This window comes from bacterium (genome assembly GCA_023150945.1).
Taxonomy (GTDB): domain Bacteria; phylum Zhuqueibacterota; class Zhuqueibacteria; order Zhuqueibacterales; family Zhuqueibacteraceae; genus Coneutiohabitans.
The window spans coordinates 178,126-201,698 of sequence record JAKLJX010000002.1 but is presented as its reverse complement, the minus strand read 5'-3'; the positions used below and the strand labels follow the sequence as shown (position 1 = coordinate 201,698).

The window sequence follows — 23,573 nt, the reverse complement described above, 5'->3', positions numbered from 1 at the left end:
AAAGCAAAAACAACAGCAACAACAACAACTCAGAGTTCCAGAGTCCAGAGATTCAGAGTTCAGAGTAATGGGGACACAACCACACGAAACCCGACGCCGATGTTCCTGGAGACGGGATAGTACCTGAGGCGATAGGCGCACCGCACGATCCTCCGATTGAGGAGGAACGCGCCGCCCCGCAACACGCGGGCGATATCTTGTGGTGCATCTATGTTCTCACGTCCATCAGCCGGATCATACGGATATTTGAAGGCAGGCTCATCCCAATCATTTCCCCACAAACTCCGTGTCCATTCCCACAGATTTCCGGCCAGCTCTTCGCAGCCGTAGGGTGATTTTCCGCCCGGAAAACAGCCAACCACACTGGGCATACTAATCCCGGTGAAGTGATAATTTGCCAAGCTTGAATCCGGCTGATCACCCCATGGATAGCGGCGGCGGGGCAGGGGATTCTGCTGGAGTGAAACTGTGAGGTTCGAGGTGAAATCGATCTGAGCGATTTCCATGATCTTGATCTCACCGAGTATTTCCACACCACCGCGGGCCGCCTTTTCCCACTCGGCCTCCGAGGGCAGAGTTACCCGCCAATTTTCCGGCAAGCGGTTTTCCCTGCGCCATTTTTGTGTTAGCCATTGGCAGAAGGACATGGCATCATGCCAAGTGACGTAACGCACGGGATAGTTGTCAGGATCAGCACGAAATTGGAGACTGCTTATCTTCTGCCCGGAATCGACGGCAAAAGCCTTGAACTGCGCCACGGTGATCGGGAAGCGCGAAATCCAATAGCCGTAGTCGAGTTTGTCATTCAAATGCAGCGGCCGCTCGTATTTCGAGGAAGAAGAATCGGAACTGTCACTGCCCATCCAAAACGGGCCTGGCGGCACATAGCAAAACTGCATGTGTTCCAGGGTTGTCACTTCCACCCGTGGGTCGCCAGAATTCCTGGTAAGCTCATGCGCTTGCGCCGCGCGTTTTTGCGGTGAAATATCAGTGCTATTCAATAGCCTCGCAAGCTGGTCGCGCCGCTCAGCCAGTTGGCGCTGCTCGCGCATCTTCTCCAGCTTTGACCAGCCCACAGCCAGCAACACCAGCAGCACCAAGCCAAAAAGCGCCACTCCGGCCTGCTGCTTCCACTTGTGCGTGCTCCGTTTCAACAATTCCTGCTTCAAATCCGCCTGTTTGCCCCACACCAGGTAAGGCCGCTGCCGGTTGATCTGGCGCAGCTCGCCGCCGGTCAACAAGTAGCGCGCAGCGCGGTCATTGCCCAACCATTCGTTGGCGCGGCGTTCCAACAACCGATTGGCCTGTTCCACCTCGGTCAGTTGTTTGTTGGTGAGCCGCCGCAACGGTTGAATCAAGCGTTCATGCGCCAGCTCATAGCCCAACACGCCCTCCCGCTCCACCGGCGTGAGCAAACGCACTTTGCCGCTCGCCAGCCAGACTAGGAGCTTGTCTCTGGTTGCAGGGCCTGCTTCGGCCCCGAGCTTTTCGGCGATTTGTTCCGGGGAGAGCACGCCGGCGCGCACGTTGTTTTCCAAATCCACCAGCGCCAGCATGATTTTGAGGCCGGCTTCGCGCTCGGCCTTGCTGGCCAGCGTTTGCAGCACAAGGTTGAGGTAGTTTTCCAGCAAGCCTTCGACCCCACCCAGCTTGCGAAAAGCGGCCCGGTTGAAGCCGGACTGGTCTTCCTGCGCTGAAACCATCCACGCCAGAATTTGGATATCGACCGGCGAAATCCGGCCGTCCTCTTTGCCGGCCAGCTCGCGCGCCGTCATCTCCTCGACGAAAGCGCGGTCGCAGCGCAAGCCGGCAGTCTCCGCAATGACGTGAAAGATTGCCGCGGCCTGGTTGGGCTTGAACTTCTTCAATTCAATGCTTTCCTGCGGCCCCAGGGTGTACTGCAGCGCCTGCTGCAATTCGCAATGATGGCCGTAGTAGTCTTTGCGCAGGCAGAGCAGAATCTTGGCGGGCAAGCCAGGGCGGCGATACCATTCCGCCAGCGCGGCAATGAAAGGCTGGCGCTGCTCTTCCCGGGGAAAATGCACGAAGAACTGCTCGAATTGATCGAAGAAGAAAACCAGGGTCTTGCCCGCGGTGTGTCCCGCCTGCTCGCACAACTGCCAGAACTCGGCGGTGTCGGCACGGGGCAAGGCGCACTGCGCCTGCGCCTTGAGGGCCTGGCGCAAGCTCAGCAGCGGATCAAGCTCGCTGAATTTGACATAGACTGGAAGAAAGGAGGCGCTGGTTTGCAGCATGGGCCAGAGGCCGGCTTGCACGAACGAGGTTTTGCCGCAGCCCGATTCGCCGAAAAGAATGCCCAGCCGGAATTCCGCATCGGTGAGGGCGGCGAAGCAGGTTTGCAGTTCGGCTTGGCGCTGCAAACGCTGAAACAACGCGGCATCTTCGAAGGCAAACGGCCGCAGGCCCTTGAGGGCGTTGCGCCCAGGGCCGGGGAATTGCGGGGCGGTGGTGATTGCGCGTGCCGCAGCGCCGGGAAAGCCGGGCGCGATCGCGGGCTTGGCGCGCTGAAACGAAACCCCTTTGAGCAGTGCTTCCTTCGCCTGCGCTTCATCGCAGTCGACCAAATCAATGTAGACGATCGGCCGCAGCATGCCCTCGGTTTTGAACGGCGCGATGCGCACGGGCAGGAGCCGGCCGTCTTTGCTGGTGGGATCCTGCCCGAAGGCCGCGGCCCATTCCGGCTGGGTGAACAGGGCATTGACGTAATTCTGGGAGAGCACGGCAATGGTGCGCTGCGCTTCGGTCGCGGCCTTCTGCATTTCGAGCACGAAGTTGGAGCCGGGACGAAAGTCCCACGCCTGGATCACGATCGCGTAGTGTGCCTCTTCCAACTGCCAGGCAATCCATTCCGCCCAATCTTTGTCAGCGCTGCTGTAGCTGATGAAGAAGTCTTTCATAGGTATGGCCCGCCTCAGGAGTCGTGTGCGGCTATTGATAGCAAGAATCGGGGCGAAAAGCAAGGCCGGCGTAGGGGCGTCGCGGCGGGAAGGTTTGCCGTTGGGGTCGATACCGCCCGGGCGCTCGGAGCGCCCGGGCGGTGGGTGGCATGGCTGCCTTCAAAAAGAAACTCCTGCAGCGACCAGGTTGAACCTTGACCGTCTGGGGGGAAACGGAGAAGGTTCCTGCTGCAGGAGATTGTGAGCACAAGATAGCAGGAAACAAAAGAAAAGCAATGGCGATTTTGGTTTAGGCGGCAGGCGGGAACCCCGGGTTGTACCGGGCAGGGCACTGAGATAACCGTCTAATTACAGCCGTTTTTAGCTGAATGAAAAGGTTTGTAGTCTCCGCCTCTTGTGGGCGGCTGTTGAATCCAATGGATTCGCGGGTGCAACAGTGCCCCACAAGAGGGCTGGACTGCGAACCTGCACACGCATTCAAAAAAGCGATAGCGGTTGGAGAATCTTCGCTGTTTGCAGCGATTCAACTTCGAAGAAATCAAAACCGCGTGCCGAGATAATGCGGCAGCATGCGCCGCCAAGTCGGCCAGTCATGGCTCATGTCATGTCCCCACACATCGAGGAAATGCGGAATGCCCTTGGCCGCCAGCACCGCGGCGAGATCACGCGAGCGGTCGGGCGCTTCATACGGGCCCTGGCCGGTGAGAATGTAGATATGATGCTTGGCGCGCAGCAGGGAGAGATAGCGGTCGTCACTGAGGCTGGGCAGGTAGTCCATCGGACTGTTGAAGTAGCAGTTGTCGTCGTAATAGCCCTTGGTGTAGTATTTGAGATCGTAAACCCCGCTCATCGCGATCATGCCGTCGATCAAATCCGGCCGCTTGAACAGCAGGTTGGCGGCATGCAGCGCGCCCACGCTGGCGCCGCAGGTGATGGTCAGCACCCGGCCGTGGCAGTGGCTGTGGATGAAGGGAATGACTTCGTTGAACACATAGTCATTGAATTGCTGGTGGCGGATGGCCTTGTGCGGCGGGGCCACGTGATCGTTGAACCAGCTTTCGTTGTTCACGGTGTTGATGGAAAAGACCTTGACCTTGCCGGCGTTGATGAAACCCGCGATTGCTTCGATCAGATAGAAGCGTTCATATTCCAGATGATCTGCCGCCGCGGTCGGAATCAGCAGCAGGGCGAAGCCGTAGTGCCCGTAGACCGCCAGGTCCATGTGCTTGTTCAAAGCGGGGCTCCACCAGCCGTGAATCTCTCGGTTCATGCCTTTCTCCTCGAATGTCGCAGATGAGGTTGCTGACGTTTTTCAGCGTGCGCACAGCCAGGGCGATTTGCCGGGGGCAATATAGACTTTTTCGCCCTGAAGTCAAGCGAACTCTCGGCCCGCCGGTAAGGCCTGAGTTATTGGTGGGGATGATCCGCCGCCACGGCTGTGCCGTCACGTCACGACGCCCGGCTCCAGGCGCCCAAAGCAACGGTGCAACCGTTGCCGATCAATATGACACCGCCGGTAACTGAGACATTACACGGCCGGCGAGAATCCGCTTGACAAGACTGCCGGTGATTTTGTACCATGCCACACAACTGCCGGCCGCACAGCTCATGCGAATCGCATTCGTTTTCCACCATTGCCCGGTCTCCTGCCATGATCGCCCGAAAAATCCTGCGCGCGTCCCTGTTGCTCTCGTTCTTGTTCCTGCACTGCGGCAACGCGAAATTGGTGCTGCGCGATTGGACCAAGCTGCCTCCTGAACACTATACGATTCCTCCGTATGCGCAATATCTTTCGCCCTACAAAATCGCCCTCGATCCCGGCCACGGCGGCTTGAGCCATTTGCCCGGCTACAAGCGCGGGCCGAGCGGAAAGCAAGAAGCGGTGATGAACCTCAACGTGGCGCTGGAACTGAAGGGTTTTCTCGAACGCGCCGGCGCCACGGTCGTGCTGACCCGCGCGGATGATCGCTTCGTCGCGCTGGCCGAGCGCGCGGAAATTGCCGAACGCGCCGGTTGTGATTTTCTCATCTCGCTGCATCACAACGCCGCGGACAATCCCCAAGTCAATTACGCTTCGGTTTACTATCATCTCTATCCGGACTATTCGCCTGCCAGCATGGACCTGGCGCGCAGCATCTATTTTGGCTTGGTCGAAGCGCTGCGGCTGCCGCAAGTGGCCAGCGACGGCCTGCTGAGCGACAAGATGATCTATCCCGACGGCTTCGGCTTGCTGCGCCGCATTCGGCTGCCCGCGGTTTTGCTGGAATCGTCCTTCTTCTCCAATCCCACCGAAGAAAAGCGGCTGATGGATCGCCGCTACAATCGCCGCGAAGCCTATGGCATTTTTCTCGGCTTGGCGCGCTGGGCCGCCGGCGGGGTGCCGAGTGCCAGGCGCCTGCGGCCCGCGAAGATTTCACGCGATCCGCAGCCGGAAGTCGTCTACCAGTTGGCCGACGGCATCACCGAGCGTGGCGGCCGGGGCGCGGGGCAACTGCTGCTGCACTCCGCCAGCGTGTCGGTGCGCGTCGATGGCCAGGCGATGCCGGCTCGAGTCGATCTGGCTAAAGGAAGGCTTTGGTTCCGGCCTGATTCGGCCTGGCGCAACGGCGTGCATGTGGTGCAGGTCGATCTGCAAAACCTGTTCAAGAATCACAACCTGCCGGTGCGGGATACGCTCATCATTGCGGCGCCGGCAGCGGCAATCGCATTCGCGGCGCCGATGCTGCAACTCCCCGCGGATGGCGTGGCCGCTCTGCCGATTACGCTCACGCTGCGCGATGGCCGGGGCGAGGCGGTGTGGGAGGGCACGCCGGTATCGGTGCGCGCCGATCGCGGCCAGCTTCTCGACTCACTGCGCTTGCACGAGGGCAGCGGAACCATCTACTATCAAGCCGCGAATGAACCCGGGCCGGTGCAGGTGATTGCGGCAGCGGACGGCCACCAAGACACACTCCGTCTGGAGCTGGTGCCCGCCGGTCAGCTCGTTTTTTTCAGCGGGCTGGTGCGCGATGATTCCACCGGCGCCGCGCTGGAGGGCGTGGCGATTTCCTTGAATGATTCGGTGTGGGCCACTACTGATGCCAATGGCGGATTCTTTTTGACCAGGGTGCCGGCCGGCTTCTATCGCTGCGCCGCAACCAAAGCCGGCTATTCCCCGGCGGTGGAGACGATGGCGGTGGACTCCCTGCGCAGCGTGTTTGTGCGTCCGTCGTTGCGGCCGGTTTTGCACGGCGTGCTGCATCAGCAGACCATCATTCTCGATGCGGCTTTGGGCGGGAAGGCAAGGGGCGATCGTTTCAACGGCGGGAGGGCCGCCGCTGCCGCGAATCTTGCGGCCATGGCGGCCTTGGCAGACAGCTTGCGCTGGGCCGGCGCGAATGCGATCCTGGTGCGCACCAACGACACCACCGACCTTGCGCTGGACGCCCGCATCGCTCTCGTCAATCAGGTGCCGCAGGGCTGGTATTTGAAGTGGGAGTATCGCCGGTGGGACTCCGATTCGCTGCTGGTGCAGACCACGATCTATCCCGGCAATCAACAAGGCGAGCATCTGGCGCTGGCGATCAATCAAGCTTTTGCGGCGCTGCCCAACGCGCGGGCGGTGCTGCGCCGCAGCACGGACGTGCCGGAAGTCCTGTTGACCAATAAAACCGCGGTGGCGGTGCAGGTGCGCTGCCGGGCGCCGCAGGTGCATGACCGCGAGGTGCCGGCGCTGTTTCGTGGCATCGTGAATTTCCATGCGGCGCAGCGCCGGCAGGCCGCCCAGCCGGAGGAGCTGTGAGCGGCAGCGCGGCAATCACTCACAGCGGCGATAGATCTCGAAATCTCCGAACACCTGTTCGAGAGTGAAATGCGGCTGGATCACCTGGCGGGCCGGCGCGCGCTGATCATAGGGACCCAACACCACGTAGGCGATGGCGCCGGAGGCATCGATCGCCGCGAAGTCTTCTTTCATCTTCTGAAGTTCGCTGCGAAACATCGGATACCACCAGCGCATGTTTTCGAGGCCGGCAATGCCGTTGAGGTAGTAGCCGATGTCCTTGCGTACCACCAGCTCATGTTCAGGCTGCACGCGCTTGGCCAGATAGGCGATGGTTTGCGCCAAGCCACGCTCACCGTAGTTTTCCCAGCAGGGTGAGGTGGTGTAGTCGGACATTTGCTTGACCGTGACGTAGGCATTTTGCGGCAGCACGACCAGGCCGGCTGCCAGCACCAGGCTGCGGCCCCAGGTGAAAGTGGGGCGGAATTTCTTGAGCGCCAGCATCGCCACCAGCGGCGGCAGGAGCAACAGCAGGCTCGCCGGACTGCGGAAGCGCAGAGCATTGACCGAGACGGCGAGCAGCGGGTCCGGCAACTTGCACAGCCAGTAACAGCAGAACAGCGCCACGCCCACGAGCAGAAGAAGCAACGCGGTTTTGGCCGTGAGCAACGGCAGCGAACGGTGCAAGCCGGCCGCCGCCGCGAGAACCATGAACGGCATGGCCGGGTAATCGTATTTCTGCAGGGGATTGCAGGTGGAACTGGGAATATACACCATCGTGTAGAAAAACATCAGGCCGACATACACCAGCAGGAAATCCTGCCCCTCGAGACGCCGCGCGACGCGCAGGGCTTTGATGCGGCCGGCCACATAACCGCAGAACAGCAACAGCAGCGCCGGCGAAAGCCAGTACAACATGGATTTGATTTTCAATCCCGCTTTGGGCAGATGAGAAAACGGGCTGGCGGCGGCGCCTTTTTTCAGGAGGGTGAACTCCACGAAGCCGAGCGGCGGCACGTTGGTCCAGGCGCAGAACAGGCACCACGTGAGGGTGAACACGCCCACGCCGATGGCAGCGATGGCTGTGGTTTGCCGCAATGCCCGCCGTAGTCCGGCATAAGGCCAGAGAAAGAAAAAAATGGCGGCCAGCAGGATCGGCGGCGTCATTTCCTTGGCCCAGAAGCTGGCGGCGAGACCGAGGCCGGTGGCGAGCAGATTGCCGGTTGAGTTCGTCTGCACCAGACGAATGAAAAAGTAAATCGTGCCGGTCATGCACAAGGTGAGAATCGAAGTATCGATATCCACCAGCAAGGCATACTGAATGAAATAGGGATTCACCGCCGTCAAGGTCATGGCGGTGAGCCAGATCTGCGTTGCCGGCTGCGCGCCGAACAATCGCCGGGCGATCAGCAGCAGTACGCCGGCGGTGAGCAGCAGACACAGCACGCCAAGCAAGCGGGCGGCCGCCGGTGCTTCTCCAAACAGTCTGAAGCTGCAGGCCAGCAGAATGTTATAGAGTGGCGGGTGGGCGATTTCCAGCACCGTGGCGGTGGAATCGCCGGCCACACGTTCGCCGAGCACAGCCAGGCCCTTGTCGTTGATGGCGCGCGCATTCCACGCGAACGGCATGGCTTCATCTAAAGTGAAAGGTTTGTTGGCGGACTGGAGAATGGCTGCTGCTGCAAGAAGCAACGCCAGGACAAAGGGTATGCACCCAAATTGAGCCTGTGACAAACCGGCCTCCCCATTGAATAAACCCTGAACACCCCGGAAGTGGAGGGATTGTCTTGAAGGATTTGTGCAATGATATACAGCGCAGGCGCGGCGGGTGCGGAAGCAGCGGCCGGGATGGCGCGCAGGCAGGTTTTGCCTGGTCTATGTGCCTCCTGAGTCGCAATTCTCCGGAAGCGAAGAGCAGGGAACCCGTGAATTCATTGAGTCAAAAACCAGTGGAGGCGCAGCGGCGGTGCGGGCGGGAGGCGATGGCGGGCACTTTTTAAAAATCTTCTCACGACGCGGAACCAAAAGAAAAAGGACCAACCATGAAGCTCACGCTCATGCAAATTGATGCTTTTACCAGCAAACCGTTCAGCGGCAATCCTGCGGCCGTGTGCATTCTGCCGGCGGCGCGCGAGGAACGGTGGATGCAACAGGTGGCGGCGGAGATGAATCTCTCCGAAACCGCTTTTTTGGTGCGGCGGGAAGACGGCTTCAACTTGCGCTGGTTTACGCCGACGGTCGAAGTGGCATTGTGCGGCCATGGCACTCTGGCGAGCGCGCATGCGTTGTGGGAGACCGGCCATCTTTCCCCGCATGAGCCGGCGCGCTTCCACACCCGCAGCGGCTGGCTGACAGCCCTCCGCCAGGAGGATTGGATACAAATGGATTTTCCCGCGACGGCCGCTGCCCCGGCAGAGGCACCCGCCGGCTTGATCGAAGCGCTCGGCCTCACACCGCTGTTCGTCGGGCAAAGCAAGTTCGATTATCTGATTGAAGTGGAAACCGAGGAGCAGGTGCGCCGGCTTCGTCCGGAATTCCACAAGCTGTACAAGATTCCGGTGCGCGGCGTGATCGTCACCAGCCGGGCGCATAGTAGTGATTGTGACTTTGTTTCGCGCTTCTTTGCACCCGGCTCGGGAGTTGATGAAGATCCGGTTACCGGCTCGGCGCATTGCTGTCTGGGGCCGTTTTGGAGCGCGCGCCTCGACAAGACCGACCTGATTGCCCGGCAAGTTTCAGCGCGCGGCGGACTTTTGAAGGTGGGCGTGCGCGGGGAGCGCGTGCTGCTCAGCGGCCAGGCGATTACCGTGCTGCGCGGCGAACTCCTGGCATAAAAAAAAGTGCCAGCGCTTTGGCAAGCCGCCGGCACTTTGGACCGCGTCAGGATTGACCCACCGCAGCAACGGTTCTGACGCTCAGATGGTATTCAGCTCGACTTTGATTCGCTTCCCGCGAATCAGATCCCACACCGGGAAATCCTGTTGCAGTAGAATCTCCGGCGCTTCAAGCTCGGCTTCCTCCCAGCCTGCGCCGTGTGGCGTCGGAATGCGCCGGAATTCCGGCTGGAAGTATTTGAAGCGATCAGTCTCGACTTTCTCGAGCTCCACTTCGACAGAGGCGGTTTTGCCCTGGCGCACGTACTCGATCTTGACCCGGTCGCCCTCGTCATACTCGCCCAGCGCCTCGATCAAATCATCCGGATCGCGCACGACTTCCTCGCCCACTTTGATGATCACATCGCCGGATTTCAAGCCGGCCTTGGCCGCCGGGCTGTTCTTGGTAATCGACAAAATCAGCGCGCCGGCTTTGGGTTCGACTTTGAAATAGGGCGCCAGATCATTGTTCAACTCATGCACCTGCACACCCAGGCGCGGCCGGCCGGGAAAAACCGGAACGGCGGGATGACTGCCGCTCCACGAAAAGCTGCGCCACGGTCCGCTGCTGCGCTCGCGGCCATACTTGCCCACCGTGACTTCGAATTCCTTGCGGTTGCCCTCACGCAGCACCACGACTTTGACCTTCTTCTCCGGTTCGGTTTGGCGGACAGCCCGCGTCAAATCATCCACCTTCTCGACTTTTTGGCCGGCATACTCGATGATGACATCTTCCTCACGAATGCCGGCCTCGTCCGCCGGGCTGCCATCTGCCACATTGGTCACCAGCAGGCCGGGTTTGTCTCCGACTTTCATGGCTTCACGCAGGGAAGGTGTCAGTTCTTGCACACTGACGCCGAGCCAGCCCTTGCCGGATTTGTCGCCGGCATGGCCCTCCTGCACATTCCAAAACAACAGGCCGCCAAGCAGGGCGAGGCCCGCGCCCACGGCCAGCGCCAATTTCTTGGTAAGAAACGATCTGATCATAAATGACTCCTGGAATTACGCCCACTGCCGCACACCATCGGGCCGCGGCGGCCGCGCTGCGAGTGGGCATTGACGTGCATTTCTTTTCCTTGGCGGTCGCTGGCATAGACTCGGCCCTGCCCAAAAAAGTTTTAGCATTCGGACGATATTTTGTTATATTTCGCTTAAACAGAAGACAAAAGTGCGCGTCTTTATCAGTGCATGAACACGAACCTGGCCACCAAATTGAGCGCGGCCGGCTCGCCCGCGAGTCCGCCGGCTCACGATGAAACCGAGCTGGTCCTGCTCGCCCAACAGGGTGATCAGGCCGCGTTTCATCAATTGTACCGCCGTTGCTCGCGCAACCTCTACTCGCTGGCGTATCACATGCTGGGCAATCATCAGGACGCCGACGAGGTGCTGCAGGAGACGTTCATCCGTGTGTTCAAGAACATCGCGCGGCTGCGCAGCCCGGAAGCCTTCAGCTCGTGGGTGTATCAAATCACGGTGAACTTGTGCATGGATCACCGCAAAATGCGCGCGCGGGCGCGCTGGCAGCCCCTGGACAATGAAGACGAAGGGCCCTCGCAATTCGAGCTGGCCACCACCAAATGGGTGCGCAACCCGCACCAGGTGCTCGAAAACAAGGAGCTGCTCAGCGAGATCACCGGCGCCATTGCCGATCTGCCCGAGCAACAAAAAGCCGTCATTCTCATGCACGAGGTGGAAGGCCTGTCGAAGAAAATGATCGCCGAGGTGCTCAAATGCTCACTGGTCACCGTGCGCACCAACTTGCATCACGCGCGCAAAAAGCTGCGCAAGCGGCTACATATGTATCTCAAAGCATGAGGGTGCATGGGATGGACAATGTGGCTCATCTGACAATCGTTGCTACCCTGGAGACTTGAGCAATGCTTTGCACTGAAATCAAAGAACATCTGCTGGATTACCTTGACAGCGAGCTGCCCGCCACCCTGCAACAGGAGGTGGAGCAACATTTGCGCGGCTGCCTGGACTGCCGCAGCGAACTGGAGAGTTACCGCACTACGGCCCTGTTGCTGCAACTGCGCGCCGTCCCCGAACCACCGGCCGAATATTGGGAGCAGACCTGGGATAGAATCCACGCGTGTGCGCAAGCCCGCGTGTTGCCGTTGCGCGCCGAAGCCGACCAGCCGGCGCCGGTGTGGCAGCGGTTGGTGCAAGTCACCTGGCGGCCGCTGCTGATTGCCGCCGCCAGCCTGCTGATCGTAGCCCTCGGCCTGACGGCATTGCAGCAATTCAACCGCGACCACCAGCCGCCGGAGCTGTGGAGTGAGCAGCACCTCGCGCCGGTACGGGAATTCAAGATTCAACCCGTCAGCCACGCGGTTTATGATGAAGACATGCCGGCGGAGTTGCGCCGCCAAATCGAGTTGATGAGCATCTCGCGCGGCACTATGGGCTCGGTGGATCCGATCTCCAAGAGCGCGATGATGGTTACCCTGGAGGGCACACGGAGATGACGCGCCGGTTTCCCCTCTGGCGTCTCACGCTGACGTTCCTGGCGATCATCGTGTCGGGCTGCGACAGAAGCTCCTTTTCTTCCGGCCCGATTTTTTTTGAATTCAAGCAGCAGCCGGGTGACAATTACGTCTACAAAATTCATGATGAAGTCGAATGGCGGGCCTATCGCGATGACACGCTGAGTTACACCATGCAGCACTGGCAGGATCAGACCTCGGTGATGAAATTCATCCGCATCGATTCCACTGCCGTCCGCCATCTCAACATTTCCTTCCTGATCGAGCGCGACTCCATTTACTGCGCCACGGAACTGGCCTGGCTCAAAAAGCGTAAATCCCCTGTCGGCCGCCTGCTGGAGTATCAGTTGCGCATGCGGCCCAACGGTGAGATCATCTCGGTCGAAAATCCCAGCGACCGCCGCGCGTTCTACTACAACAGCAGCTATCGCCCCAGCCAGCCGGTGTTTCCGGTCAAGGCCATCACCCCGGGCTATTCCTGGGAATTGCGGTTCACCATCGACGTGCCGCCCGACACCTCCGCCATCGTCACTTCGCGCTACAAGTTCCGCAAGGTCGAGCGCGTCGGCGAGTTCGATTGCGCGGTGATCGACTTTCGCGGCGAGCTTGATTACACGGAAACCTTCGACGCTTCCAATGATTCGACGATCAAAGATCAAAGCATCACCCAGGAGTATTGGACGCGCACGGTGAGCGAAGGCCAGCTTTACTTCGCCTATCGCGAAGGCTTTGTGGTCAAGAAGGTCAATCTCATCTCCTCCACCGCCAAGACCAAAGTGCGCAAGGCCGGCGTCGTGCAAAAGCGTTCGCGCACGGAAATCCGCGATCAGGAAACCATCACGCTGCACGAAATTCAGCGCAGCGGCGGTGAGAAGATGACCTATTTGATCAAGTGAAAGCCGGACCATGCGGCGGCCGCTGGCTGCCGGCTTGCACTGTTCGAGAGGTGACCTTGCCGGTAGCGATTTGACCTGTGGCACACCCCCAACGCGGCCCAGCCGCAACCCAAAGAGATGAGCCGGAGAAAACAGCGCCAGTAAAAAATGTATTGGAGAATTCTCTTAAACCTGATAAGCTCCGCTTGCTCTGTTTTCTCTGAGTTGAAAGTCTTCACTTGTTTCGCAGCAATCCAACTTCTGCTGGACTAACCTCCGGATCCGCCGCCCCGCAAGTGCTGTTGTCATTCTCGTGGCTTTAGGACGAGGTTTCACCCAACGAGATTGCAAGACGAACATGCGCGCACTCCTCCTACTTTCACTCCTGCTGCTCGGCCGCCCGCATGAAAATTTCGCCCAAGGCGAGTTTGCCGCCGGCTGGTCTGCCCTTCAGCGCGGTGACTATGCCGCTGCCGCAAACATTTTTGCGGCTGCCGCTTCATTGCGGCCGGAAGCAGCCGTCGGCTTGAGTCTCGCCTACCAGGAACTGGGCCGCTATGACGAGAGCCGCGCCGCGGTGACTGCCGCATTGTCCGCCAAGCCCGACGCGGGTTTGCATTTGCGGCTGGGCGAACTGGAATTGTTTCTGGGCGATCAGCCGGCGGCGCTGCGTCATTTCGCCGCCGCGCGCGAGCTTGCCCCGCAGGATCCAGCCGCTCAATTCCAACATGCCGCGCTGCAATGGCAGTTCGGCGAGCGCATGGAATCGCGCCGCGTGTTTGAAGCGCTGCTGCGGCGCTATCGCACCACGCCCGGCTTGCCGGCGCGCGAAATCGCACTGGTGGCGCGCGCCTGCATTTTTCTCGAACGCTTCCACGATGCCAATCGCCTGTTCGAGCAGGCCGTCAAGCTGGAGCCGCAAGACTGGCGGCTGTACCTGCCCTGGGGCGAGCTTTTTCTCGAAAAATACAACGAGAGTGAAGCCGCTGCGGTATTCCGCGAGGCGCTGCAGCAAAACCCGCATTGCGTACCGGCACAATTGGGCTTGGCGCGCTGCCAGGCCGCCGGCGATCTCGGCGCAGCCATTGCGATGACCAAAGCCGTTCTCGCCAAGCATCCCAACCATCCGGCAGCCCGGGTGCTGGCGGCGGAGTTGCTGCTGACGGCCAATCACGAGAGCGCAGCGGCGGAGCATCTCGCCACGGTGCGCAAAGCCTTTCCGCGCCATTGCCCGGCGCTCAGCTTGCAGGCCGTCTTGGCGGACCGCCGGATGGACCAGGCGGCCGTCAATCAAATCATTGCGCAAGTTGCTGCGCTCAACCCGCAGGATCCGGTGGTGTTGATGAGCCTCGCGGCGGACGCGGCGCGGCGTTATCTGTTCAAAGAGTCAGTGGCCTACTATCGTCGCGCGCTGGCATTGGATGCGCAGAACTGGGCGGCCGTCACCGGGCTGGGCATCAGCCTTTCGCGGCTGGGGCAGGATCAGGAAGCGAAGCAACTGCTGGAAACGGCCTATCGCCACGATCCTTTCCACGTGCCCACGGTCAACTTGCTCAATTTGTTTGACGAGTATGAGCAATACGACACGCTGCGCACCGCGCATTTCCTGATTCGCTTGCATCGCGATGACCGTCCCATCATCGGCGCGCAGGCCGCGGCGTTGTGCGAAGCCGCCTATCAGGCCATGGCGCCGCGCTATCGCGTCAAGCCGCCGCAGCCCATCACCGTGGAAATTTTCCCCAAGCATGACGATTTTGCGGTGCGCTGTTTCGGCCTGCCCGGCGCGCAGTATTTCTTGGGAATTTGTTTTGGTCCGCTGGTGACCATGAATTCGCCGCGCGCCCGCGAACGCGGCGAATTCAATTGGCAGGAAACGCTGTGGCATGAAATCGCGCACGTCATGCACCTCGAGCTGAGCGCCAACCGCATTCCGCGATCGTTCGCCGAAGGTCTGGCTGTTTACGAGGCGGCGCGCGCCCGCAGTGAATGGGGCATGAACATGGAGCTGGCCATGCTCCGTGCCTTGCGCGCCGGCCAGGTGTTGCCGCTGCACGAACTGGATGAAAGCTTCACCGGCCAGGCGGAGCGCGTTTCCCTGGCTTATTATCAAGCCTCGCAGATGGTGGAATTCATCACGCAACGCCACGGTTTTGACAAAGTGCTGGCGCTGCTGCCGCACTTCAAACAAGGCAAGAAGACCGAGGCCGCGATGCAAGCCGTCCTGCATCAAACCAGCGCTGAGTTCGATCGCGCGTTTCTGCAATTCCTGCGGGAAAAATTCCAGCCGGAGCGCGTGCAGACCGAGTTGCTCACGGCAACTCCCGTGGACAAGATGCTGGCCAAGATGGCCGGCCAGCCGCCGCATCCGCCGGTGATGCAAGACGGCGACCGGTTGCGCCGTCTCGCTGAAAATGAGCCGAATAACTTTTTCGCAGCGCTGCTCTATGGCAAGTACCTCGCGCAGAACAAACAACCGGCGGAAGCGGAAAAGTATCTGCGCCAGGCCAAAACCCTCCTGCCGGCCTATGGCGGCGCGGACAATCCCTATGAATTGCTGGCGGATTTATTTTGGCAGCAAGGCCGGCAGCAGGAAGCGGTGGCCGAGCTGGAATTTTTGACCAGCCACAACGGCGAAGCCCTCGCAGCGGCGCTCACGCTGGCTGACTGGCAGCTCGCGCGGCGCGACTCAGCGGGGGCAGCCGTGGCCTTGGCGCGCGCCCTGGCGATCTATCCCTACGATTCGAAACGGCAACGCCAGCTCGGTGAGTTGTATCTCGCCTTGCGCCAGCCGGCAGTGGCGGTGCCGGCATTCGAGGCCGTGCTCGGTTTGCAGCCCGCTGATCGTGCCGGTGCCCATTGCGATTTGGCGTCGGCCTACTTGCAACTCGGCAAGCGCGATCTGGCCCGCAAGCACGCCCGCCTTTCGCTGGAAATCGCGCCGGATTATGAACGCGCGCAGGAAGTCTTGCTGCGCGCGGTGGAATGAACCCAATCGCAGCGTTGCGGCCATGCCGTTGGGTTGCTTCGCGCCGATTTTGCGTTCGCTGAACAACCTGTGGTGAATTTCGCATGAAGCAATTTTGCCTCGCCGCTTTGCTGCTCGGCCTCGCGCCGCTGGCCGGTTGGACGCAAACTCCGCGTGCCGCCGGCAACGGCACGCCGCCGCCGGATGCCACGGCCTTCACCTTCACGCGGGTGGAGTGGGAGTCCGGCCGCAGCGGTTTCGGCATGGGCTTTGGCGGCCGCGGCCCGCTGTGGGCGCATGACTATCCCACCGCCGAACAGAATCTCTACATCGCGCTGGAGGCACTCACCACTCTGCCGCTCACGTTCGAAAACAGAATCGTGCGGTTGCAGGACGAAGCGATTTTCGATTTGCCCCTGCTTTATATGTGCGAATTGGGCTACTGGACGCCGGCGGACGAAGAAGTCAAGCGACTGCGTGAATACCTGCGCCGCGGCGGCTTTCTGCTCGTTGATGATTTTCGCAACGACCATGAATGGTACAACTTCGTGCAGCAGATGGAGCGGGTGGTGCCCGAACCGCCGCAGGAGCTGGCGCTCGCGCATCCGGTGTTTCACTGCTTTTTTGAATTCGAAGAATTGGGCCGGCATGCGCCTTATTTTGGCCTGCAGCCGCATTTCTATGCGATTTTTGACGAACACGGCCGCATGATGGCCCTCATCAATTACAACAACGACATCGGCGACGGCTGGGAATGGCCGGAAAATGACCGCGAATTCTCCACCGAAGCGTTCAAACTCGGCATCAACTACTTGATCTATGCCATGACGCATTGAGTTTATGAAGAAAATCTGCCTCAGCCTCGTGCTCATTTGCCTGCTGCCGCATTTGCCCGCGCCCGCCGCGGCGCAAACGCTGCAGCCCGACGCCTTCACCTTCATGCGCCTGAAATACAGCTCGGGCAAATTCTCCTACGGTTTTCGCCTGCGCTTTCAAATGTGGGACAGTTGGGAAGTGGACTATCCGACCGCCGAGGAGAATTTCATCAGCGTGTTCGAAGAGGTGACGCGGCTGCCGGTGAACGATCAAGCCATCGCGATTTCGCTCACCGATCCGCAGCTTTTCGATTGCTCCTTTGCCTACATTCTGGAGGTCGGCTTCATGCAGCTTGCGCAACCCGAGGCCGATTCCCTGCGGGAATGGTGTCTGCGCGGCGGTTTCTTGATGATCGACGATTTTCACGGCTCGGCGCAGTGGGAGAATTTTCTGACGGAATTCGGCCGCGTCTTCCCCGACCGGCAGCCGGTGCGGCTGCAGCCGGATCATCCCGTGTTTCACTGCTATTTTGATTTCAATCGGGCGCCGCCGCCGGTGCCCGGGCTGGCGCCCATCATCCGCGGCACCACCTACGAGTACGACGGCGTCGAGCCGCAATGCTGGGGCTACTTCGACGACAACAACCGCCTGATGGTGCTGGTGAATTTCAACGTCGACATCGGCGACAGTTGGGAACACTCGGCCGATCCCAAGTATCCCAAGCAGTACTCGCTGGTGGGCCATCGCCTGGGCATCAACTACGTCATCTATGCCATGACCCATTGAACGAAGGAAAAGAGAACAACACATGGACCCGCACGCCTCCCACGAGACCTTCGATGAGCGCCAGCTCGCCGCGCGGTTGCAGCAAGCGCGCGATGCCATTCTCACCGAGATTCGCAAGCTCATCATCGGCCAGGACGACACCATCGAGCTGGTGCTGATCGCCCTGTTCACCGGCGGCCATTGCCTCATCACCGGTGTGCCCGGCCTGGCCAAGACCCTGCTCATCCGCACCCTGGCGAGAATTCTCGATCTGGATTTCAAACGCATTCAATTCACGCCCGATTTGATGCCGGCGGACATCACCGGCATCGACGTGATCGAGGAAGATCGCACCTCCGGCAAGCGCGTGCTGAAATTCATCAAAGGCCCGCTGTTCGCTAACATCATTCTCGCGGACGAGATCAACCGCACGCCGCCCAAGACCCAGGCCGCGCTGCTGGAAGCGATGCAGGAACATCACATCACCGCCGGCGGCGTGACCTACCGCCTGGAAGAGCCGTTCTTCGTGCTGGCCACACAAAACCCCATCGAGCTGGAGGGCACTTATCCGCTGCCTGAAGCCCAGCTCGATCGCTTCATGTTCAACCTGGTGATGGATTATCTGCCCGAAGAGCAGGAAGTGGAAGTGGCCACCGCCACCACCGGCAATCGCAATCCCGTGTTGCAGCAGGTGGTGAAGGGCGAAGAAGTGCTGGCGTTTCAATCGCTGGTGCGCAAGGTGTTCGTCGCGCAGGACGTGGCGCGCTATGCGGTGCAGCTTGTGCGCGCGACCCGGCCGGCCACGCCCACGGCGCCGGACTTCGTGAAGAACTGGGTCAATTGGGGCGCGGGCCTGCGCGCTTCGCAGTATCTCATTTTGGGCGGCAAAGCGCGCGCGCTGCTGCATGGCCGCGTCAACGTTGCAATCAAGGATATTCAAGCGCTGGCGCTGCCGGTGCTGCGCCACCGCGTACTCACCAACTTCTTTGCAGAGTCGGAGAAGGTCAAAGCCGAGGACATCATCAAGCGGCTGCTGGAAATCGTGCCGCTGCCCAAGTCGGGATTGTGAAATCCGGCGTCGTGATTGACTCGACGAGGTCACTTTCCAAGCCTCACCGCAGAGGCGCCGAGCGCGCAGAGCAAGCTTGCTCAGATTACTCGGTGAAGGCTGCGACGCAGCGCTGAATCTGACCTCGTCAGGCGAAGTTGTCACCTTTTTGCCGATGATCATGTTGAAATCAAATGCCATGCTGTTGCTGTGTGGTTGCGCGGGCCTGTGCTGGGCAGTGCTCGCCTGCCAGTCCGGTTCGAACCAAGCGGCGCGGATTGAACAGGCGGTGCGCGAGGAATTGCGGCTGCATCCCGCGGCCACGCTGCAGGATCTCTACAAGTTTTTCTTTCAGGGCGCCTATGGCCCCGGCCACATGATTCCCGATGCGGCGGCAGCCCGGCGCTTCCTGGCAATGGAGCTGCACGCCAGTACCGACTTTGACAGCGTGCTGTGGCAGCCGGTCGGCGTGCACGGCGAGTATGTGCGGGTCAATCTCAAGCTGGTCAAAGAGGGAATCATTCCAGCCGAAGATTTGCTGGCAGCATTCGTGCACAGCGCGAATGCCGCCTCACCGCCGGCGCTGGCGGAGTGGCAGAAAGAGTGGCAGACGATTTTGGCGGTGATTGCTGCGGTGGCGCCGGCGCTGCCGGCTTTCGCGGAAGAAAAAACCGCGGTGGAGCAGAAACTGGCGCGCGGTGAATTTGTCGGGCATCACAGCGAGGGGTATGAGCAGCGCTATCACCCGCACTATCGCCTGGTGAGTCGGGCGAAATTTGAGCAGTTGCACAAAAAGTTCCTGGCTCCGGCACAGGCTGCCGGCCGGCTTTAGCCGCGTGGAACGGCAGCGTCAATCGTGCGGCCGCGAGGGCTGCCGCGCTTCGCGATCGGCTTTTCTGTTGAAGGAGAAATGTTCATGGCGCCGCGACCGGCACTGCGCTTCATCGATCCCGAAATTTTGTCGCGCCTCAAAGGCATGGAGCTGCGGGCGCGCACGGTCGTGGAAGGCTTTCTCAGCGGCCTGCATCGCAGCCCCTACACCGGCTTCAGTATCGAATTCGCGGAGTACCGGCAGTACACGCCCGGCGATGATCCGCGCCACATTGATTGGAAAGTCTTCGGCCGCAGTGACCGCTTCTACGTCAAGCAATACGAAGACGAAACCAACTTGCAGTGCACGATCTTGCTGGATCTCTCCGGCAGCATGGCGGGCACCAGCGGCCGGCACCAACCCGCGCGGATTTCCAAGTTCGACTACGGCCGCTATCTCGCGGCGTCGCTGGCCTACTTCATTTTCCAACAGCGTGATGCGCTCGGCTTGCTGGCATATGACGATGAAATCCGGCTGCAAATTCCCGCGAAATTCCGGCCGGGCCACCTGCTCAACCTGCTGCGTGAGTTGGAAACACTGCAGCCGGGCGCCGGCCGCGGCAACAATCTGCGCGTGTTGCACCAGGTGGCCGAGGGCATGAAGCGCAAGGGCATGGTGATTTTGATCAGTGATTTCTTCTGCGACCTGCCGCCGCTCGCCAGCGCCTTCGAGCATATGCGTTTTCGCGGCCACGACGTGATTGCCCTGCAAGTCCTGGATGATTTCGAGTTGAACTTCGAGTTCAACCGCCTGACGCGCTTCGTCGGCTGGGAAAACGAACCGGCGCTGCTCGGCATGCCGCAAGCCCTGCGCGAGCAGTATCTGCGCAGCCTGCAGACGCATCAAAGCGAGTTGAAGCGCATTTGCGGACTCAACCGCATCGACTACGCGTTGTTGCGCACTTCGCAGCCGCTGGATTTTGCCCTGCATGCTTATCTGGCCGCGCGCAGCGGAAAAAACTGAACGGCGCACTTCACCGCAGACCTTGCGCCGCGACGAATCTGCCGCATTCGTTCGCCCATGCGGCCGGGCCCCGAGGTGCTTTGACAGGATTCACATGATTACAGCGTTTTTCAATCGGATAAATAGTAGTACTACAACACAACGAGCCGCAACCAAAAAAGAAAAACAACAGCTCACGCAAAGACGCAAAGATACGCAAAGAAAATCTTGACTTCAGACTTTCATGAAGAGAACAAATGATTGAAAAACCTTTGCGGGCCTTCGCGGCTCTGCGTCTTTGCGTGAATTCTTTTAGCAAGAATCTCAAAAGTTGGAGATTTGAAAAAGTGTTACGAAACCCGTATAAACACAGATCAAAATGGCACTCCTTGAAACAATCTTTGCTTTTTTTGCACAAATTTGACTACTAAGGCATTAAGTCGAATTCTACTGCACAGACAAATAGCCCCAAGGGGCGAAATGTAGAAGCGAAGGGCAACGCCCTGGGAAATCGGTAATCACAAGATTTCACCAAGCCCCGAGCGGGCGCCATACAACGAGTTCAGGATTGCCGCCCCTGCAGGGCAATGCGCGAGAGATTTTGTCGGTTCCTTCCAATGGGAAAAGGATCATTCAGCAAGGGGAGTGAGGAACGTCAGCCACGGATCGACACGGATTGGCACGGATGAAGCCAAGACACGAAATCCGTGAGCGTCCGTGAGCATCCGAGTTCATCCGTGGCCCCGTCTTTCGGTTCTAGTGGGGCCCTTTGCTGTGCTTGTCGCAATATGCGAGGGCCGCGCGCTGGAGGTTTTGCGGTTGCTTGCTCCGGGAGCAAACTCCAAAGCCAGCGCCCTGCGCCACAACACCATGCGGCAAGCTCATGTTCTCCAGCGTGGCAGAGTTGACGAAGTATGGTATCTCTCTGGAGAAACGATTACGACCGCAAAGAGGTTTTGGCGCGAGCTGCCCGCTTGCCTTCGTCTGCAGGCTGGAAACCTGCGTTATGACATGTCAAAAGCAATTATCTGCTGTCATGCCATCCGGCTGACGATGCTATCGGCGCAATTCGATTGATCGCACAGAAACATGCTCAGCTTTCTCACCACACCCTATCTCTGGCTAGGCCTCGCCGCCGCGGCGATTCCGGTGATCATTCATCTGATTCACCGCAATCGCGCGGAGACGGTTCATTTTGCCGCCATGCGCTTTCTCGAGCGCACGCCCGCGCATTTGTTGCGCCGCCAAAAGCTGAAACAGATTCTCCTGCTCGCCCTGCGCATCCTCGCGCTGGCGCTGCTCGGCCTTGCCTTTGCGCGGCCCTTGCTCACCGGCGCGCAAGGCGAAAGCGTGCTTGCTTCCGATGCCCGCAGCCTGGCGGTGGTGATCGACGTTTCCGCGAGCATGGCTGCCGGCGATCATCTTGGCGCGGCAGTGGCGGCCGCCACCGAAGTGCTGCGTCAGGCCCGCAGCGCGGATCAAGTCAGCCTCATTGCCGCCGGCGCCACGCTCGAGGTGCTGGCTGAGAATGCCTCGCCCGGCGAAGCGCTCGCAGCGTTGGCGCGCGTGCAGCAGCGGCAATCGGCGGGCAATTTGCGCGAGGCCGTGCAATTCGCTGACAACCTGCTGCAACAATCGCCCTTGCGGCAGCGGCATCTCCATTTGATTTCGGATCTGCAGGTCAGCAATCTGCCGCTCGGCAATTTCACGTTGAACAGCGCGGCGCATCTGATTCCCCATGCCCTCGCTCCGCGCTGGCAAAACGTCGCGCTGCTGGCCGGCGACCGTGTCGAAGCGGGCGGCCGCGTTGCCTACGTGTGCCGCGTGCGCAATTTCGCGGAGCAGGAGCAGGAGATCGCAGTGCGGCTGCTGCCGGCCGCGCCCAGCCGCCGGCCGCTTGCTGTTCAGCGCCTCGTTCTCGCGGCCGGCGCCGAGCAGACGGTTCACTTTGCTGGTGCCGGCCTCGCGCTCGGCGAAACGCTGGAGGGGGCAAGGTGTTTCGAGATCAGCGCAGCGGCGGACGAGTTTGCCGGCGATAACCGCTTCTACGTCGTGCCGCCCGCGCCGCAGCGCAATCGCGTGCTGTTGGTTCAGGGAGAGGGCAGCGCCGAGCGCTATTTGCGTTCTGCCCTGGAATTGCCCGGCTCGGGCTTGGAACTTGCGGCCAGCACGCCCAATACCGTCGAATCGGTGTTGGCCAATGATTTTGCTGCCCTGGTGCTGGCCGGTGTTACGGGTGTGAGCAACGGCGCGGCGGAGAAGCTGCGGGACTATGTGCAGCAGGGCGGCGGCTTGATCATCGCGCTGGGCAGCCGGCCGCCGGGCGAGACGTTCAATCATTTGCTTGCGGAATTGCTGCCGGGCCGCATTCTTTCCTCAGCAGCAAATGGCCGCGAGCACGTGGCCTTGACCGATATCGATTTTGCGCATCCGGTGTTCAGTGTTTTTCGCGATCCCGCCAACGGCGATCCCAGCTCGATTCAAGTGACGAAGCGCTATCAGATTCAGCCCCAGGCGGAAGCCGTGCGGCTGGCTGGTTTCGAAGACGGCCTGCCGGCGCTGCTCGAGTTGGCGGTAGGCAAAGGCAAAGTGTTGTTGTGGGCCTCGACGCTTGATTTGAGCGGCGGCAATCTGCCGGTCCGGGGCATCTTTGTGCCGTTGCTGCATCAGTGGCTCGACTACGTGCGCCGCGCGGAAGCGCAAACCGCCGTCACGCTGGTCGGCCAGCCGATTTTGATCAATGGCGAATTCGAGGCCGGCAAGGCCATCACGGTGACGTTGCCGGACGGCAGCCGGCAGGAGCAAACCCTTGCCGCGCCCGCGGTGTTCACGGAAACCGCATTGCCGGGGCATTACCTATTCGAGCAGCGCGGCCGCCGAAGTTGGCGGGCCGTGAATCTTGATGCGCGCGAATCGGATCCGCTCGCCTTGCCGCCGGAAGATCTGCAGGTGCGCTTCACTCGCCCGCAGGAAGAGACACAGCTCAGTGGTGTATTCGGAGTCTCGGCACCTTCTGCCCGCGAGGTGGAGCGGCAGCAACGGCTTTGGCGCATGGCTTTGTGGGCGGTGCTCGGGGCTTTGCTTTTGGAAGGCTGGCTGGCGAGTCGCACGCCGCGCTGAGCCAAGGAGGCCATTTTTGCTAATGGAGGTTCGGGCGACGGCTTGGCTGTTGTTCTGAAAACCGCCGAGTTTCCACGACACGCGGACTTTTGCAGCCTCGGTTCAGTGGAGGTGGGAACTTCTGCGAACAAACG

16 protein-coding genes are annotated in these 23,573 nt (G+C 60.3%); 12 read left to right on the top strand and 4 right to left on the bottom strand.

The annotated features are described in order from the left end of the window. Positions 1 to 59: 59 nt before the first annotated feature. Both L6R21_04115 and L6R21_04110 read right to left on the bottom strand, forming a co-directional pair. Positions 60 to 2,981: an SUMF1/EgtB/PvdO family nonheme iron enzyme gene (locus L6R21_04115; GenBank protein ID MCK6558363.1), complete on the bottom strand. Its 2,922-nt coding sequence runs from the start codon at positions 2,979 to 2,981 to the stop codon at positions 60 to 62. Between the two features lie 475 nt (positions 2,982 to 3,456). Beyond that, complete coding sequence (locus tag L6R21_04110) at positions 3,457 to 4,188, bottom strand: esterase (protein ID MCK6558362.1); 732 nt, start codon at positions 4,186 to 4,188, stop codon at positions 3,457 to 3,459. A 381-nt stretch (positions 4,189 to 4,569) separates the two neighbouring features. Between L6R21_04110 and L6R21_04105 the strand changes: the two genes are divergently transcribed. Continuing rightward, positions 4,570 to 6,699, top strand: a complete 2,130-nt coding sequence (locus tag L6R21_04105; protein MCK6558361.1) for an N-acetylmuramoyl-L-alanine amidase — start codon at positions 4,570 to 4,572, stop codon at positions 6,697 to 6,699. A gap of 15 nt (positions 6,700 to 6,714) precedes the next feature. Here L6R21_04105 and L6R21_04100 read toward each other — a convergent pair whose 3' ends face one another. Next, positions 6,715 to 8,307, bottom strand: coding sequence for a glycosyltransferase family 39 protein (locus L6R21_04100; GenBank protein MCK6558360.1), 1,593 nt, complete (start codon positions 8,305 to 8,307; stop codon positions 6,715 to 6,717). Positions 8,308 to 8,720: 413 nt separating this feature from the next. On the opposite strand from L6R21_04100, the gene L6R21_04095 reads away from it, so the two are divergent. After that, positions 8,721 to 9,512: a PhzF family phenazine biosynthesis protein gene (locus L6R21_04095; protein MCK6558359.1), complete on the top strand. Its 792-nt coding sequence runs from the start codon at positions 8,721 to 8,723 to the stop codon at positions 9,510 to 9,512. An 81-nt stretch (positions 9,513 to 9,593) separates the two neighbouring features. Here L6R21_04095 and L6R21_04090 read toward each other — a convergent pair whose 3' ends face one another. Continuing rightward, complete coding sequence (locus L6R21_04090) at positions 9,594 to 10,538, bottom strand: PDZ domain-containing protein (protein ID MCK6558358.1); 945 nt, start codon at positions 10,536 to 10,538, stop codon at positions 9,594 to 9,596. A 201-nt stretch (positions 10,539 to 10,739) separates the two neighbouring features. Here L6R21_04090 and L6R21_04085 point away from each other — a divergent pair, with 201 nt between their 5' ends. The 10 genes from L6R21_04085 (at position 10,740) to L6R21_04040 (ending at position 23,439) form a co-directional block, all read left to right on the top strand. Beyond that, on the top strand, positions 10,740 to 11,366 hold the full coding sequence (locus L6R21_04085) for a sigma-70 family RNA polymerase sigma factor (protein ID MCK6558357.1): 627 nt from the start codon (positions 10,740 to 10,742) through the stop codon (positions 11,364 to 11,366). A gap of 62 nt (positions 11,367 to 11,428) precedes the next feature. Next, positions 11,429 to 12,019 carry an anti-sigma factor gene (locus tag L6R21_04080; protein ID MCK6558356.1) on the top strand — a complete coding sequence of 197 codons (591 nt, stop codon included), beginning with the start codon at positions 11,429 to 11,431 and terminating at the stop codon, positions 12,017 to 12,019. Next, on the top strand, positions 12,016 to 12,933 hold the full coding sequence (locus tag L6R21_04075) for a hypothetical protein (protein MCK6558355.1): 918 nt from the start codon (positions 12,016 to 12,018) through the stop codon (positions 12,931 to 12,933). The genes L6R21_04080 and L6R21_04075 overlap by 4 nt, the downstream gene beginning before the upstream one ends. A 337-nt stretch (positions 12,934 to 13,270) precedes the next feature. Continuing rightward, a complete protein-coding gene (locus L6R21_04070) occupies positions 13,271 to 15,898 on the top strand; it encodes a tetratricopeptide repeat protein (protein MCK6558354.1) in 2,628 nt (875 codons plus the stop codon). Between the two features lie 83 nt (positions 15,899 to 15,981). Beyond that, positions 15,982 to 16,713 carry a DUF4159 domain-containing protein gene (locus L6R21_04065; GenBank protein ID MCK6558353.1) on the top strand — a complete coding sequence of 244 codons (732 nt, stop codon included), beginning with the start codon at positions 15,982 to 15,984 and terminating at the stop codon, positions 16,711 to 16,713. Between the two features lie 4 nt (positions 16,714 to 16,717). Then, on the top strand, positions 16,718 to 17,479 hold the full coding sequence (locus tag L6R21_04060; GenBank protein ID MCK6558352.1) for a DUF4159 domain-containing protein: 762 nt from the start codon (positions 16,718 to 16,720) through the stop codon (positions 17,477 to 17,479). 22 nt (positions 17,480 to 17,501) lie between these two features. Further along, complete coding sequence (locus L6R21_04055; GenBank protein ID MCK6558351.1) at positions 17,502 to 18,527, top strand: AAA family ATPase; 1,026 nt, start codon at positions 17,502 to 17,504, stop codon at positions 18,525 to 18,527. Positions 18,528 to 18,603: 76 nt separating this feature from the next. Continuing rightward, the gene (locus L6R21_04050; protein ID MCK6558350.1) at positions 18,604 to 19,338 is read left to right on the top strand and encodes a hypothetical protein; all 735 of its coding nucleotides are present in this window, start codon (positions 18,604 to 18,606) and stop codon (positions 19,336 to 19,338) included. 84 nt (positions 19,339 to 19,422) lie between these two features. Beyond that, positions 19,423 to 20,340, top strand: a complete 918-nt coding sequence (locus L6R21_04045; protein ID MCK6558349.1) for a DUF58 domain-containing protein — start codon at positions 19,423 to 19,425, stop codon at positions 20,338 to 20,340. 1,068 nt (positions 20,341 to 21,408) lie between these two features. Next, positions 21,409 to 23,439, top strand: a complete 2,031-nt coding sequence (locus L6R21_04040; GenBank protein ID MCK6558348.1) for a BatA domain-containing protein — start codon at positions 21,409 to 21,411, stop codon at positions 23,437 to 23,439. Positions 23,440 to 23,573 lie beyond the last annotated feature (134 nt).

What these genes read in the sequence shown, in the direction of transcription:
- L6R21_04090 (MCK6558358.1), bottom strand. Translation starts at nt 10,538, where the DNA reads ATGATCAGATCGTTTCTTACCAAGAAATTGGCGCTGGCCGTGGGCGCG.
- L6R21_04065 (MCK6558353.1), top strand. Translation starts at nt 15,982, where the DNA reads ATGAAGCAATTTTGCCTCGCCGCTTTGCTGCTCGGCCTCGCGCCGCTG.
- L6R21_04080 (MCK6558356.1), top strand. Translation starts at nt 11,429, where the DNA reads ATGCTTTGCACTGAAATCAAAGAACATCTGCTGGATTACCTTGACAGC.
- L6R21_04045 (MCK6558349.1), top strand. Translation starts at nt 19,423, where the DNA reads ATGGCGCCGCGACCGGCACTGCGCTTCATCGATCCCGAAATTTTGTCG.
- L6R21_04040 (MCK6558348.1), top strand. Translation starts at nt 21,409, where the DNA reads ATGCTCAGCTTTCTCACCACACCCTATCTCTGGCTAGGCCTCGCCGCC.
- L6R21_04095 (MCK6558359.1), top strand. Translation starts at nt 8,721, where the DNA reads ATGAAGCTCACGCTCATGCAAATTGATGCTTTTACCAGCAAACCGTTC.
- L6R21_04055 (MCK6558351.1), top strand. Translation starts at nt 17,502, where the DNA reads ATGGACCCGCACGCCTCCCACGAGACCTTCGATGAGCGCCAGCTCGCC.
- L6R21_04075 (MCK6558355.1), top strand. Translation starts at nt 12,016, where the DNA reads ATGACGCGCCGGTTTCCCCTCTGGCGTCTCACGCTGACGTTCCTGGCG.
- L6R21_04085 (MCK6558357.1), top strand. Translation starts at nt 10,740, where the DNA reads ATGAACACGAACCTGGCCACCAAATTGAGCGCGGCCGGCTCGCCCGCG.
- L6R21_04110 (MCK6558362.1), bottom strand. Translation starts at nt 4,188, where the DNA reads ATGAACCGAGAGATTCACGGCTGGTGGAGCCCCGCTTTGAACAAGCAC.
- L6R21_04070 (MCK6558354.1), top strand. Translation starts at nt 13,271, where the DNA reads ATGCGCGCACTCCTCCTACTTTCACTCCTGCTGCTCGGCCGCCCGCAT.
- L6R21_04105 (MCK6558361.1), top strand. Translation starts at nt 4,570, where the DNA reads ATGATCGCCCGAAAAATCCTGCGCGCGTCCCTGTTGCTCTCGTTCTTG.
- L6R21_04060 (MCK6558352.1), top strand. Translation starts at nt 16,718, where the DNA reads ATGAAGAAAATCTGCCTCAGCCTCGTGCTCATTTGCCTGCTGCCGCAT.
- L6R21_04100 (MCK6558360.1), bottom strand. Translation starts at nt 8,307, where the DNA reads ATGCCGTTCGCGTGGAATGCGCGCGCCATCAACGACAAGGGCCTGGCT.